15 protein-coding genes are annotated in these 13,277 nt (G+C 66.1%); 5 read left to right on the top strand and 10 right to left on the bottom strand.

The genetic code is table 11. The features are described from left to right. Positions 1 to 39 precede the first annotated feature (39 nt). Positions 40 to 243 carry a hypothetical protein gene (locus tag SBP01_RS01295; RefSeq protein WP_320537231.1) on the top strand — a complete coding sequence of 68 codons (204 nt, stop codon included), beginning with the start codon at positions 40 to 42 and terminating at the stop codon, positions 241 to 243. A 110-nt stretch (positions 244 to 353) separates the two neighbouring features. Next, positions 354 to 755: a hypothetical protein gene (locus tag SBP01_RS01290; protein WP_320537230.1), complete on the top strand. Its 402-nt coding sequence runs from the start codon at positions 354 to 356 to the stop codon at positions 753 to 755. A gap of 70 nt (positions 756 to 825) precedes the next feature. Here the strand turns inward: SBP01_RS01290 and SBP01_RS01285 are convergent, their stop codons facing one another. Both SBP01_RS01285 and SBP01_RS01280 read right to left on the bottom strand, forming a co-directional pair. Next, positions 826 to 1,440 carry a DUF4190 domain-containing protein gene (locus tag SBP01_RS01285; RefSeq protein WP_320537229.1) on the bottom strand — a complete coding sequence of 205 codons (615 nt, stop codon included), beginning with the start codon at positions 1,438 to 1,440 and terminating at the stop codon, positions 826 to 828. Between the two features lie 53 nt (positions 1,441 to 1,493). Beyond that, positions 1,494 to 2,423 carry an NERD domain-containing protein gene (locus tag SBP01_RS01280; protein WP_320537228.1) on the bottom strand — a complete coding sequence of 310 codons (930 nt, stop codon included), beginning with the start codon at positions 2,421 to 2,423 and terminating at the stop codon, positions 1,494 to 1,496. A 237-nt stretch (positions 2,424 to 2,660) separates the two neighbouring features. Here SBP01_RS01280 and pgm point away from each other — a divergent pair, with 237 nt between their 5' ends. Continuing rightward, entirely contained in the window at positions 2,661 to 4,331 is a 1,671-nt protein-coding gene (pgm, locus tag SBP01_RS01275; protein ID WP_275213823.1) for a phosphoglucomutase (alpha-D-glucose-1,6-bisphosphate-dependent), read from the top strand. 170 nt (positions 4,332 to 4,501) lie between these two features. Here the strand turns inward: pgm and SBP01_RS01270 are convergent, their stop codons facing one another. Then, on the bottom strand, positions 4,502 to 5,107 hold the full coding sequence (locus SBP01_RS01270) for a malonic semialdehyde reductase (protein ID WP_320537227.1): 606 nt from the start codon (positions 5,105 to 5,107) through the stop codon (positions 4,502 to 4,504). 200 nt (positions 5,108 to 5,307) lie between these two features. Here SBP01_RS01270 and SBP01_RS01265 point away from each other — a divergent pair, with 200 nt between their 5' ends. Beyond that, positions 5,308 to 6,660, top strand: coding sequence for a uracil-xanthine permease family protein (locus SBP01_RS01265; RefSeq protein ID WP_320537226.1), 1,353 nt, complete (start codon positions 5,308 to 5,310; stop codon positions 6,658 to 6,660). Between the two features lie 34 nt (positions 6,661 to 6,694). Here the strand turns inward: SBP01_RS01265 and SBP01_RS01260 are convergent, their stop codons facing one another. The 4 genes from SBP01_RS01260 to SBP01_RS01245 all read right to left on the bottom strand — a co-directional run bounded on the left by SBP01_RS01260 (position 6,695) and on the right by SBP01_RS01245 (position 10,017). Further along, entirely contained in the window at positions 6,695 to 7,558 is an 864-nt protein-coding gene (locus SBP01_RS01260) for an SGNH/GDSL hydrolase family protein (RefSeq protein ID WP_320537225.1), read from the bottom strand. Next, on the bottom strand, positions 7,555 to 8,370 hold the full coding sequence (locus SBP01_RS01255; protein ID WP_320537224.1) for a GAF and ANTAR domain-containing protein: 816 nt from the start codon (positions 8,368 to 8,370) through the stop codon (positions 7,555 to 7,557). The genes SBP01_RS01260 and SBP01_RS01255 overlap by 4 nt, the downstream gene beginning before the upstream one ends. 194 nt (positions 8,371 to 8,564) lie before the next feature. Continuing rightward, positions 8,565 to 9,074, bottom strand: a complete 510-nt coding sequence (locus SBP01_RS01250; RefSeq protein WP_320537223.1) for a hypothetical protein — start codon at positions 9,072 to 9,074, stop codon at positions 8,565 to 8,567. 43 nt (positions 9,075 to 9,117) lie between these two features. Then, positions 9,118 to 10,017, bottom strand: coding sequence for an SDR family oxidoreductase (locus SBP01_RS01245; RefSeq protein ID WP_320537222.1), 900 nt, complete (start codon positions 10,015 to 10,017; stop codon positions 9,118 to 9,120). Between the two features lie 199 nt (positions 10,018 to 10,216). Between SBP01_RS01245 and SBP01_RS01240 the strand changes: the two genes are divergently transcribed. Next, positions 10,217 to 10,711 carry a DUF6328 family protein gene (locus SBP01_RS01240; protein ID WP_320537221.1) on the top strand — a complete coding sequence of 165 codons (495 nt, stop codon included), beginning with the start codon at positions 10,217 to 10,219 and terminating at the stop codon, positions 10,709 to 10,711. A gap of 30 nt (positions 10,712 to 10,741) precedes the next feature. Here the strand turns inward: SBP01_RS01240 and SBP01_RS01235 are convergent, their stop codons facing one another. From SBP01_RS01235 to SBP01_RS01225, 3 genes are all read right to left on the bottom strand, one after another. Further along, on the bottom strand, positions 10,742 to 11,866 hold the full coding sequence (locus SBP01_RS01235; protein WP_320537220.1) for a glycerate kinase: 1,125 nt from the start codon (positions 11,864 to 11,866) through the stop codon (positions 10,742 to 10,744). Positions 11,867 to 11,911: 45 nt separating this feature from the next. Beyond that, positions 11,912 to 12,724 (bottom strand): class I SAM-dependent methyltransferase, encoded by an 813-nt coding sequence (locus tag SBP01_RS01230; protein ID WP_320538398.1) that lies wholly within the window; start codon positions 12,722 to 12,724, stop codon positions 11,912 to 11,914. A gap of 98 nt (positions 12,725 to 12,822) precedes the next feature. Further along, a complete protein-coding gene (locus SBP01_RS01225; protein ID WP_275213812.1) occupies positions 12,823 to 13,212 on the bottom strand; it encodes an STAS/SEC14 domain-containing protein in 390 nt (129 codons plus the stop codon). Positions 13,213 to 13,277: the final 65 nt, after the last annotated feature.

The following is a 13,277-nucleotide window of genomic DNA, read 5'->3' as shown; positions in this document are numbered from 1 at the left end:
GTGGACGATTAAAAGGCAGTCACCTAAAGGAGGCCTGTGATGTGCTATTCATCAAGCAAGGATTTCGGGTGGGGCATCAAGAAGGACACCACCCGTGAACCCGAAGCGCGCCAGCAGACACCGCCTGACCGCACGGAGCCGCATTTCACGGCGAAGGACTTCACTTTCTGGGCCTTCCCGCGTCGGCGGAAGACCCTTGAAGCCGAGGAACCTGCTGCTGAGCGCACCAGCGAGCGGGTCTGACCTGTTGGCCAAGCCTGCTTAAGGAAAGGCCCCGTCCGGGGCCTTTCCCCTGCCCGGTATGACACCGCCGTCCTGGCACGGCCGCCACAGCGGCGCGCTACCGGGAATCCATGCAGAACACCCCAAAGACCATCATGAAGTGGAGTCCTTCCATGCGCGGACAATACGTTCATCAAGCAACAGTGCTCATGGCTGCCGGATCCGATCCCAGTGCACCCGGAGCCGCGATCACCCTGGAACTTTGCGGCAGCTGGGAGCATGAGCCGCCCTGCCCGCTGGCTCCGCACCACACGGACTATGCCCGGAACGGCAACGACGTCACCCTCAGGATCGTGTTCGCCGCAGAACCCGAGAAAGAGGGGGAAGTGCGGCGCCGGATAGAAAGGGCCCTGGCCGGCGAGTCGCTCACCAAACCGGGCGGGGTGAAGACGAACTGGACCTATCGTGGCGGCGGACCCGCCGTGCTGAGTGCAGCAGAACAGGAACAGGCCAGGCGGATCGCCGCAGCTTAGGACCCGCTGGCCTGGTACGGCGGGCGCTTGGTAAACGCTTGGTAAAACGGACGAGGGCCTAGTACCCGGCCTAGTACCCGTATGAGGATGAGCGGTAGGCCGTCAGACCGACCAAAAGGAACAGCCAAAAGGCACCGTATCCCAGCAGGCACAGGTAGCCCAGAACCAGCCCGGTAATGGACATGGCCCTGCCTGAGCGTTCGCGGCCCAGTGCCAGGTGGCCGGTGATGATCGCGGCGAGCTGCGGAATGAGGAACCACCCCAGCAGGACCGAGGAAATACCACAGATCATGCTCGTGATGCTGAGGCCCTTCGGCTCGGCGGCGGGTTGGCCGTAGTACGCCGGCTGGCCGTAAGGGCTGTTCTGGTAAGGGCTGGGCTGGCCGTAAGGGCTGGGCTGGCCGTAATTGTCCGGCGGACCGTAGGGGCTTCCCGGCTGCGTGTAGCCCCCTCCGTGTTGCCCGCCTGGCTGGCTGTAGGCATCTGCTCCGGGCTGGCTGTAAGCGCCTTCGCCGTACTGTTCTGCCCCGGGTCCGCCTTTGCTCCAGTCGTAGAGGGGCGGCGCGGGAATGTCCTTGCCCTGTGGCGGCACAAACTGTGGAGGCTCGTAGCCGGCCGGCGACTCGCTTGCTCCTTGAGCGCCCGGCCCATGGGAATCGGGGCGCGGCGTGGTCTGGTCACTCATGGTTTTCCCCGTTCGAAGTCTTGGTTCTTCAGCGTACCGTCAGGCCCCCAGTCCTATCGTCCCAAATATGGCAGCACGTAGACAGCAAAAACCACGAAGGCCGCCAGACACAACAACCGGCCCATCCCCGCAGTGGTCTGCTGCTGAGCATTCGCTTTCCGGTGTCCGTATCCGCTGCGCACTCCGGCGCTGACGGACCGCTGGTGGCGCGGACCCGGCCCGGCGCCGCGCCCGTTCGCTGGCGCCGCGAGGTGCCGGGACTCTGCAGGCCGGTCTGCTGCCCCGGACCCTGGCAACACCTCACGCCGCGGGGACGCCTCGGGCCCCGGCGACCACTCCCGCCCCGGCGACAGCTCCGGCCGCTTGCCGGTCAACGACCTGAGGGCGGCACTTTCCGTAGCCGGTTCCTGCGTGAGCTGGTGGCTAAGGTGCGTGTACAGGCCCGCCACCTCCCGCTGGTCAAGCAAGGTGGGCAAGGACAGCACGGCCTCAACAACGCGTTCGGCCCCTGCCACGGCCACGTCGGCATTCGTGATCGCGAAGAGGTCCGGCTGGCCTGCGAGGCAGATCAAGGGGCGGACCAGGCGGCGATGCGGCGGCGCCATGACCGAGGTGACGGCGGCGCATTGCGCCAGGGCCCCTTCCACCGACTGCGTCCTGGCGAACCGGCCCTGCCAGAGGACACCGGCGGAAACGCGGACCTCGCCCGTCCAGTTCTTGGCATTCACAACCACCACGCCGCCCGGACCCACCAGCACGTGGTCGAGGCTGGCCGTGGGCCTGCCGGGCCAGTGCACGTCATGGAGTAGAAGCCAGCCGTGCGGGACGAGAAGGCTGAGCTGTTCAGCAATAGTCCCGTCGCCCACGGCGCCCTCGTCCCAGGACCTGGTGGCGCGTTCGGCTTGGTCCAGGCGGCGTTTTAGCTGCTGAACGCGCTCCGCTGCGAGCCGTGACTGCTCGGCTGCGCCGTCCCCTGTCCCCATGACCGGTCCCTTACTTTAGTGGCAGCTTTACTGCCGCACGCACGACGGCGGGGCTGCCGCCGTCGTGCTTTCCATGCTGACTTTCCCGAACGTAACAGCGGCGCCGGGAGCCGGTATATAGGTACTTTTGGGCTGAGTACTCAGGTTTAACCACCTGTTCATGACATTCCGCGTCACAGGGTCCGGATTTTGGACAGGGGCGTATGGCCGTCCGCCCGCGTCTGGCATGCTGGTCCCATGGCTAGCCGCGCGGGCACAGTTGCCCAACCCCAGGACCTTGTTGACATTACTGCGCTCCTTGACGCGTACTACGACATTTCGCCGGATCTGGGTGATCCAGGCCAGCGCGTAGTCTTCGGCACGTCGGGGCACCGGGGATCCAGCCTTAAGGCGTCGTTTAACGAAAAGCACATCATTGCCATCACGCAGGCCATTGTGGAATACCGTGCCGGGCAGGGCATCACCGGCCCGCTGTTCCTGGCGAAGGACACCCACGCGCTGAGCGAGCCGGCGCAGAACTCCGCCTTGGAAGTCCTCGCGGCCAACGGCGTGAACGTGCTCATCGACGCCCGCCACGGCTACACCCCCACACCGGCCCTCAGCCACGCCATCCTCACCCACAACAACAACCGCGCGGCCGGCGCCCCCGAGGCTGACGGGATTGTGGTCACGCCCAGCCACAACCCGCCCGGTGACGGTGGCTTCAAGTACAACCCGCCGCACGGCGGCCCTGCCGATTCGGATGCCACCGGCTGGATCGCCAACCGCGCCAACGAACTGCTCGAAAACGACCTCCGCGGCGTCAAGCGCGTTCCCGTAGCGGACGCCCTCGCAGCGGACAGCACGGGCAAGTTCGACTTCCTCAGCAGCTACGTTGACGACCTCCCCTCCGTCCTGAACCTGGATGCCATCCGGGAAGCCGGCGTCCGCATCGGTGCCGACCCCATGGGCGGCGCGTCCGTGGACTACTGGGGCGAGATCGGCGAGCGCCACCACCTGGACCTCACCGTGGTGAACCCCACCGTGGACCCGCAATGGGCCTTCATGACCCTGGACTGGGACGAGAAGATCCGGATGGACTGCTCCTCACCCGCCGCGATGGCTTCCCTGATCAAGCGGATGTCCGACGGCGGCAGTTCAGCCGCGTTCGACGTCGCCACCGGGAACGACGCCGACGCCGACCGCCACGGCATCGTGACGCCTCTTGTTGATGGCGTGGGAGGGTTGATGAACCCGAACCACTACCTCGCCGTCGCCATCGATTACCTGTACCGCAACCGCAGCGGCTGGAACCCGAACTCGGTGGTGGGCAAGACCCTGGTTTCGTCCTCGATCATCGACCGTGTGGCGGCGAGCCTTGGCCGCAAGCTCGTGGAGGTTCCCGTGGGCTTCAAGTGGTTTGTGCCGGGCCTGCTGTCCGGCGAAGGCGCGTTCGGCGGAGAAGAGTCCGCCGGCGCCTCCTTCAACAAGCTGGACGGCAGCGTCTGGACCACGGACAAGGACGGCATCCTGCTGGCCCTGCTGGCCTCGGAGATCACCGCTGTCACGGGCAAGTCACCCTCCCAGCTGTACAAGGGATTGACGGACCAGTTCGGCGCCCCCGTCTACGCGCGCATCGATGCAGCAGCCACGCGCGAGCAGAAGGCGGCACTCGGCAAGCTCTCGCCGTCGGACGTCACTGCAACTGAACTGGCCGGCGAGACCATCACTGCCAAGCTCACCGAGGCCCCGGGCAACGGCGCACCCATCGGCGGGCTGAAGGTGGTCACGGAGAACGCCTGGTTCGCGGCCCGGCCGTCCGGCACCGAGGATGTCTACAAAATCTATGCCGAGTCCTTCAAGGGCGAGGAGCACCTGAAGCAGGTCCAGGCCGAAGCCAAGGCGCTGGTGGACAGCGTCATCTCCTGACCTGCCGGGCACCCCGGCACTCCCCCACCCCCAATGGAACGCTCTCTCACTTAATGCGCTTAAAACGCCGATGCTCTCTCACTTTCCTGAAGAAAGTGAGAGAGCATCGGCGTCAAGCCCACATTAAGTGAGAGAGCGTTCCCCAAAAACCCACATTAAGTGAGAGAGGGTCAGACGGTGCGGACGACGTCCTCGTAGGTGAACTTGGGCTTGGCTGCACCCCAGGCATTCTCGCCGGGCTGGCCGATGTTGACCACGAGGAAGCTCTTCTGCTCGCCGGCCGGGAACAGCTGGGCGTCGATGGCGCTGAAGTCGGCACCGGTCATGGGGCCGGCGGCGAGGCCGAGGGACCGGACGGCAAGGATGAAGTAACCGGCCTGCAGGTGCGCGTTGTTGTTGCCGGTGGCCGCGGCCAGCTCCGGAGCGGCATCGTACATGGCCTTCGGCGCGTTGTACCCGGGCAGGAAGTTGTCCCACTGCTCAGCCCAGGCGGTGTCGTAGCTGAGGACTGCAACGAGCGGAGCCGAGGCGGTCTTGGCCTTGTTGCCGTTGGACATGGCATCAACGAGCTTGGCGCGGGCCTCGTCGGAGCGGACATAGGTGACGCGCAACGGCTGGGAGTTAAAGGCGGTGGGGCCGAACTTGGTGAGCTCGTAGATGGCGCGGGCCTGGTCCTCGGTCACCTCGCCGGTGAAGGAGTTGGCGGTGCGGGCTTCGGCAAAGATGGCATCGACGGCGGCCGAGTCGATGACGGCTTCTTCGTGGGCAATGGTCATATGCGTACCTTTCGCTGGGCCCGCTCATCGGGCTGATGGGCCGGCGGTCTGCTTCCATAGTTGCAACTTCAAGCGTCCCTGTCTTCTTCCCGTGAAGCAGCGTGACGTTTGGCACAGCCGGACTGCGGGCGGGTCCGCGCGGTATTGTTGCACCGGAAGATTTCAGCCCCAGCGGCAACCCCCTTGAAAGGCCCCCGACCATGAGCATGCTCGGAATGAAATGGAAGCTGCACGGCACCGGCAGGTCGATTAAGCCCGGCCACGTGGTTGCCCCGGACGAGCGGCTGGCATGGCCCCTGACCATCGGGGTGGGCATGCAGCATGTTGTAGCCATGTTCGGAGCAACGTTCCTGGTCCCCATCATCACCGGGATGCCGCCGGCCACCACCCTGTTCTTTTCGGGCATCGGCACCCTGCTGTTCCTGGTCATCACCAAGGGCCGGGTACCCAGCTACCTCGGTTCCAGCTTCGCGTTCATCGCGCCCATCATGGCGTCCCAGCAGCAGTTCGGCATCCCCGGAGCGCTGGGAGGAGTGCTGCTCGCCGGCGTCGCCCTGGCCCTGATCGGCGCGATCGTCCAGAAATTCGGTGCGGGCTGGATCAACCGGCTGATGCCGCCGATCGTCACCGGCGCCATAGTGGCCCTGATCGGCCTGAATCTTGCCCCCGCGGCGAAGATGAACTTCGCTGCCGCCCCCATCACCGCAGTGATCACCCTCGCAACCATCATCCTGGTCAGCGTCCTCTTCCGCGGGATTATCGGCCGGCTGAGTATCCTGGCGGGCGTGGTGGTCGGCTACCTGGTGGCCATGCTGCGCGGCGAAGTGAGCTACGACAAAATGGACGCTGCCGCCTGGATCGGCCTGCCGCATTTCCAGACGCCGGAATTCCATGCGGGCGTGCTGGGCCTCTTTGTGCCGGTGGTCCTGGTCCTCGTGGCTGAGAACATCGGGCATGTGAAGTCCGTGGCGGCCATGACCGGGCAGAACCTCGACGACGTCTCCGGCCGTGCGCTGATGGCTGACGGCATCGCCACGGTGCTCGCCGGCGCTGGCGGCGGTTCCGGCACCACCACCTATGCGGAAAACATCGGTGTTATGGCCGCCACCAAGGTGTACTCGACGGCGGCCTACTGGGTGGCCGGAATCTTCGCCATCGTGCTGAGCTTCTCACCCAAGTTCGGGGAACTGATTGCCACGGTCCCGCAGGGCGTGCTCGGCGGCGCGGCCACCATGCTGTACGGCATGATCGGCATCCTCGGCGTGAAGATCTGGGTGCAGAACAAGGTGAACTTCGCCAACCCGGTAAACCTGACCACCGCCGCCGTCGCCCTCATCATCGGCATCGCGGACTATACCTGGACCATCGGGGAACTGACCTTCACCGGCATCGCACTGGGCTCGGCCGCCGCCCTGGTGATCTACCACGGCATGAGGGCCATCGCCAGGGCACGTGGCACCGTGGCGGAACCGGAAACGGAAGTGGCCGGCCTTCCCCCCGCGGCCAAGGCAGCCCTCAACGCGGCAACGAAACGCGGCCCGAAGAGGCGCTGACAACCAAAGGCGCTGAACAGCCCGAGGCGCTGATTCAGGCGGCGTGGCCTCCACTCAGGTAGGGTGCCGGCGGGGAGCCCAGGCCGAAGACCGGGCCGGGCTCGGGCCGTTTGGCCGTCAACTCCGCTTCTGAGGGGTGCTTCAACTGACGCACCACCCATGGGAAAAGGTACTCGCGTGCCCAGACCAGGTCTTCCGCCCGGGCCTCCCGCCAGCTGCGCGGCAGAGGCGGCTTGGGCTCCAGCGGCACCAGCGAGTGCGGGACGCTGAGTGCCTTCAGCACTGCGCTGGCGATGGTGTGGTGCCCCAGGGGTGAGAAGTGCAGCCGGTCCGGGTCCCACATGCCGGGATGCGTGAGTTCCCGGAGGAACCACAGGTCCACCATCACTGCGCCGTGCCGGGCGGCCACCGCATGAAGATTTTCGTTGAAGATGGCCACCTTGCCGCGGATCTGGCTGAAGACCGGCGTGGCACCCCAGTCCGGTCCGGCAAAGAGCACCACGGTGGCGCCGGACCGGGCCAGCTGCTCCACCCCCACGTCAATCCGTTCCGCCAGCCGGTCCGGATCAGTGCGCCGGAACACCATGTCGTTGCCGCCGGCCGATAGGGTCACCAGATCCGGCTTCAACGCCAGGGCCGGCTCCAACTGCCGGTCGAAGATCTGCTGCAGCAAGAGGCCGCGGATGGCGAGGTTCGCGTAGGCAAAGTCCGGCTGGCTGATGCTGAGTTCCTCGGCCACGCGGTCTGCCCAGCCCCGCAGGCCGCCCTCGCTGCGGGGATCCGGATCACCCACCCCCTCGGTGAAGGAATCCCCCAGGGCCACCATCCTGCGCCACGGGTGACCTGCCGGCTCAATGGGGGCGCTTGTGGCTGCCTTCTCCTGCTTCCTGAGCTTCATGATGTGCTCCCTGTTTTGTAGGGTCCTTCATTAAGCGCCGGCGTTTCGACCGCGATAAGGCCGAAGCCGGCATCCTCCTGACGGGGTTCCCCCGTCTCCGGGCGGGAGGCCGCCACGATATTCAGGGCCGTCTGGCGCAGCCCCTGCCCGGTGTGACGCGCGACGGTCCGCATATATTGCACCGCCGCCTCATGGCCGAGCCCGTAGTCGGCCACAAGGATGCCGACAGCCAGGTCCATGAGGACTGCAGAACTCTGGGCTATTGCCAGTTGCGCATTACCTTCCACCCGCTCCGCAACCCGAACCACCAGGCGCAGGGACCTGGCCACCTGCCGGACAAACCGGCGCGCCAGCACGATGTCCTGGCTGCTGAAGGCATGGGGGGTGGCGGCATAGAGGCTTAACGCGGCCTGTGAACCCGCCGCAGACACAATGGGGATGGACACCAGTGATCTGACCCCGTGATCTGATGCGGCACTGGCGTAACCGGGCCAGCGGCGGTCGAGGGCCGTGTCTGCGACGTGGACAAAATCAGCGGTGCGCAGGGATTCGAGCACGGGTCCGTCCGCGAACGAACACTGCTCTTCGTCTGCTGCCCTGGCCGCGGCGCTTCCGGCGGCGGCCGTCCGGACCGCTCCGGGGCGGAAGAAGGTGACGGCCCAACTGATCAAGCGGGTGTCGCCGTCCAGGTCGTGTATGAATTCGCCGGTGACAGCAGCAAGGAAGTCCTCAACATCCGAGCTCTCGAACACCACATCGTGGGGGTCTGGCAGGGATTCCCAGCCAGGCCCCCGTGGAGTCTCCGCGGCCATAATTCACGCCTAGGATCGATACGCGCGGCCCACTGCAAAACCTGTTATTAGGATACGTCCGGAGCTGGTTTCACGGGTGCGATTCTGCAGCATGAATTGCGGCGGCCGGCGACGCAAAAGTGCCGCCCGGCGTACGGCCCGGCGGCACTTTGCAGTCACGACTGGCGCGGGGCGAACCCCGGCGGCAGTGTTGGTCAGCCGGCGTCGAAGCTTTCATCGCCGTCGTTCGGGGATTTCTCCTTGGACAGGTCATTTCCGCTGCCGTCCGGCAGGCCGGCAGCATCCTGCCCGGACTCCGAGGAGAACGGCTCGGCGCCCTGGGAATCCGCGTTGGACTCGTCGATTTCGGCCTCTGCGGAGGGGACGGCAGCATCACGCGGCAGGTGCTCGCCGGGTTCGAAGCCGGGATCGTTCGAGTCCACCTCGGCATGGCGCTGCTCGTCGGTGCCGCCCAACCGGCCGGCTCCGGGTTCCCCGGCACTGTCCGAGTCCTCCTCGCCGAAGTGGCTGAGGTTGGGCGTGCCCGTGGCGAACGTCTCGCCGTCGGGGCTGTCCTGGTTCAGGCCGGCGGCGTCGAAGTCCTCTTCATCCCGGGGCTGCGCGAACTGCTTGTTATCCGCGCCACCCATCTCCTGCTCTGCGGTCGGCGAGCCGTAGCCGCCCACTTCCTCGTCGGGTTCCTTGCGCTGGTTTTCCTGACTCATGGTTCCTCCTGTTGTGGATGTGGATGAATCTGATGGGCAAGTATTAGAGACCCTTGCCGCCGGTCACCGGCAGCACCGCCCCGGAGATATAGGACCCCTGTTCAGATGCCAGCAGCACATACGCCGCTGCGAGCTCCGCCGGCTGGCCGGCCCTCTGCAGGGGAGTGTCCTGGCCGAACGTGGGGAGCTTGTCCGGCCATTCGGTTGCCGGGATCAGCGGGGTCCAGATGGGCCCGGGAGCCACAGCATTGACGCGGATCCCCTTGGGCCCCAGTTCCTCGGCCAGCGCCTTGGTGAACGCCACCTGCGCGGCCTTGGTCATGGCATAGTCAATCAGCCCCGGGGACGGGTTGAAGGCCTGAATGGACGCCGTGCTAATGATCGAGGAGCCGGCTTTCAGGTGAGGTACGGCAGCCCGCGCCGTCCAGATCAGCGAGTACAGATTGGTCCGGAACACCCTGTCAAATTCCTCGGTGGCGAGGCTCTCGAAGCTGTCCCGGTTCTTCTGGTAGGCGGCATTCAGCACCACAACGTCGAGTCCGCCGAACCCGGCCACGGTGTCCTCCACGATCCGGGTGCTGAAATCCTCCTCGCGCCCGTCTCCGGCCAGCAGCAGCGCGCGCCGGCCGGCTTTGCGGATCCACTCTGCCGTGTCCTGGGCATCCTCCTCTTCCTCCGGAAGATAGGAAATTGCGACGTCGGCGCCCTCGCGTGCGAAGGCAATGGCCGCGGCCTTGCCGATCCCGGAGTCGCCGCCCGTTATGAGCGCTGCTTTGCCTTGCAGGGCGCCGTGACCCTCGTAGCTGAATTCGCCATGGTCCGGTTTGGGATCCATCGGGGCCGCGAGCCCCGGCTGTTCCTGCTCCTGCTTCGGGAACCCGCCCGAATGGTAACTGCCCCGGGGGTCGGCGGGGGGTTCGGTCTGCTTCTGGTCATCGCTCATAGTCCACCTCTTCACTGAATCGGTTTTCGAAGGGCCCGTGCTGCACCAGCCCCTCGAAACTATCCCGCCCGGTAGAGCAAGTCCACCGTTCGACACGAACAATAAGCAACCTTAGCAATTGTTGATCTAAGCGCAACTTCGGCCTAGCTTGAGAGCACGCCGCTTGGGTGGCCAAGCCTCCGGAGCAAGGAGAAAAACGATGCCGAATGTGGAGGATTTCACGGGCAAATCAGGCCGGCATGAGACCAGGGAAGAACAGCTGGACCGCAACTGGGCCGAACTGCTTCAGGAGCTCCGGGTCCTGCAAACGGGGGTGCAGATTTTGGCCGGTTTCCTCCTCACCCTTCCGTTCCAGCAGCGGTTCGAGAAACTGGACGGCTTTCAGGTCACGCTCTATCTGGTCAACGTGGTGATCGCGGCCCTCACCACAGCCTTCATCCTGCTTCCGGTGAGCGTCCATCGCCGCCTGTTCCGCCAACGCCTGAAGGAGACCCTGGTATCAAGCGCCGATACCATCACCAAACTGGCGCTGGCCGGGGTTGGCATGCTCAGCGTGGGGACGGCGGCGCTGGTTTTTGACGTCACCGCCGGGCGCACGGCGGGACTGACCGCAGGCGGCATCCTGCTGGCGGTCCTCCTGGTCCTGCTGGTGCTTGTCCCGCTTCGCCTGAACCGCCGCGCGCGGGTGCGGTAGCCCGGACACCCCGCCGCAGAGGCTCCGGCCTCAGGCGCCTTCCAGGACCTGGCTGGTTGCCCAGGCGAGGTACTTCGCGGCGTTGGCGACGGCGTCTTCCGGGCTTGGTGCCACGTCGAGCAACTGCGCGGCGGCCACGACCCCGTGGCCGGCCAGGTCCTCGGGCGTGACCAGGATCCGGCCCGCCACCACAATCACCGGAATGCCCCGTTCACGGGCTGCATCGGCGAGGGCGATGGGGGCTTTGCCGGTCAGGGACTGCGAGTCCAACGAACCCTCGCCGGTGATCACAAGGTCCGCCTCATCAAGCTGGGCCGGCAGTCCCGTGAGCCCGGCCACCAGCGCAAACCCGCCCTCCAGCCGCGCGTTGCCAAAGGCAAGGAACGACGCCGGGAAGCCGCCCGCCGCGCCCGCGCCCGGGAGGTTGACGTCCCGGCCTGTCGCCTCCCGGAGGACGGACGCCCAATTGCGGAGGCCGGCGTCGAGCAGTTCCACAGCGTCCGCGTCGGCTCCCTTTTGGGGGCCGAATATGTGGGCGGCGCCGGTGGCGCCGAACAGCGGGTTCTGCACGTCAACGGCGATCCGAAAGGTAACGGCGGTCAGTCGCGGATCCAGTCCGGAGGTATCGAGGGCCACTACATCGGCAAGCGACCCGCCCCCCAGCGGGACCACGTTTCCTGCGCTGTCCAGCGGCTTGAGGCCAAGCGCGCGCAGGGCGCCGCTGCCGCCGTCGGTCATGGCCGATCCCCCCAGACCCAGCACAATTTCGGTGGCACCGGCGTCGAGGGCCGCGGCGATCAGCTGGCCGCAGCCGTAACTGTGCGCCCGCAGGGCGTTGGCGGCCGTGGGCTCCATCTGCGCGAGTCCCGAAGCCTGCGCGGTCTCGATGACCGCAACGGCACCGCCTGCGGGGTTCTTCCGGATCGCCCAGGCCGCCCCAACAGGCTTCAGGATGGGGCCCACCACGGCGTTGATCCGCTCCTCGTAGCCGGCGGCGACGGCCGCCTCCAAGGTTCCCTCCCCGCCGTCGGCGATGGGGAACTGGTTGGCGACGGCATCCGGGTACACCCTGAGCGCCCCTTCCGCCATGGCCGCGGCGGCCTCGGCAGCGGTGAGGGAGCCCTTGAATTTATCCGGTGCAATCAGAATGCGCATGCGCTCCATCATGCCAGCCGCCTGTGCCGAAGCGGCTGCCCGCCGCTACGCGGAGAGTGGCTCCTGTGCGGGCGTTTTGCCCTTGAGGACGGCGAAGTAGCCGGGGACCCTGCTGTTCCCCTCGGCATCCATCAGAGGATTGGTTTCGATTGTGGCGGCACCGTCCTCCACCAGCGTCCAGCGGTCTGTTGGCATCACAACTGCCAGTTCGTCCGGGCCGAAGTGGCCGGGCATGGGGAGTTTGCGGATGGCCAGCTCCAGCGGCGCCGGGATGCTGCGGCGCGACGCCCCCAGATGCGAGACGTATTCCACCGGATTGCCGCGGAAGTTCGTTTCCGCCAGGAAGACCCGGCCGCGCTCGCCCACCATCTGCCGGAGGTTTTCCATCAGGGCAGCCTGATCGGCGGTGCCCAGGACATGCAGCACACCCCGGATGAAGACGTTGGCGTCCGTTGGCCCCGCCAGCCCGGCACCGGCATGTGGCCGTGTCATGTCACACGCCACGAAGCTGAGATTGTCCATGGCTTCCGATTCGGCCCGCGCGCGGGCCACCGCATGCTCGGCCACATCCACGCCGATCACGCGGGGTGAAAACGCCGCGAGGGCCCGGCTGAAGGCACCGTGCCCGCAGCCCACATCCACCACGGGAAGGTCCGGATCGAAGTGCCGCGTCAGGATGTCACGGTAGCCGCGCAACTCGTTGTCAGAGCCGGAATCCCAGAGCACTTCGCTGCTGGTTCCGGTGCTGACGATACCTTCCCAGTACTTGTCCCAGGCGACAGCCCGGTCCTTGGGGGCGGAGCGGGACAGCCGGATGAGCTTGGGCAGGATGAGGTACTTCCGCCAGGCGGAGCGCATCGGTTTCGAAGGGGAAGGCACCGTTCAAATATAGGTCCCCGCATGCCTTCCACCTGCGCCGGAGTCACGAGTCGGTCGCAATGGTGTGGCGGGGAGGTTCAGGCGACGGCCTGCTGCTGATCCTTCAGCAGCCATGCCGTAGCATCGTCCCGCGAGGTGAAAAACCGGGTGGGGCAGGGCAGTTTGTTGATTCCCAGGATGAAGTTTGCCAGCACTTTGTCCACGGGCGACGCCCCCAGCAGCGCTATCCGGGACGCCTGGCACGGCCGGCCGAAGACCGCGCGGGCACCCCGGCTGACCTGGGCCGTGGTGGCCATGTCCACCAGCATGGGATAACGGACGTTACCGCACAGGTCATTGACGCCGCTCATTGCGGCTTCGGCGTCGGCCTCGGAGATGGACACCCCGCGGGCCCACTTCAGTTGGACCACACCCTGCCCGTCCAAGGTCAGGTCCGCCTTCACACTTTCTGCAGGCTGCTTCGTCACGTTTACCTTCCATACATTCCTCATAAGGGCCAGCTCTGCCCGGTCACCCTACAATGTACTCATTC

This window comes from Pseudarthrobacter sp. IC2-21, assembly GCF_034048115.1.
Lineage (GTDB): Bacteria > Actinomycetota > Actinomycetes > Actinomycetales > Micrococcaceae > Arthrobacter > Arthrobacter naphthalenicus.
This window is presented reverse-complemented; position numbering and strand designations above follow the sequence as displayed.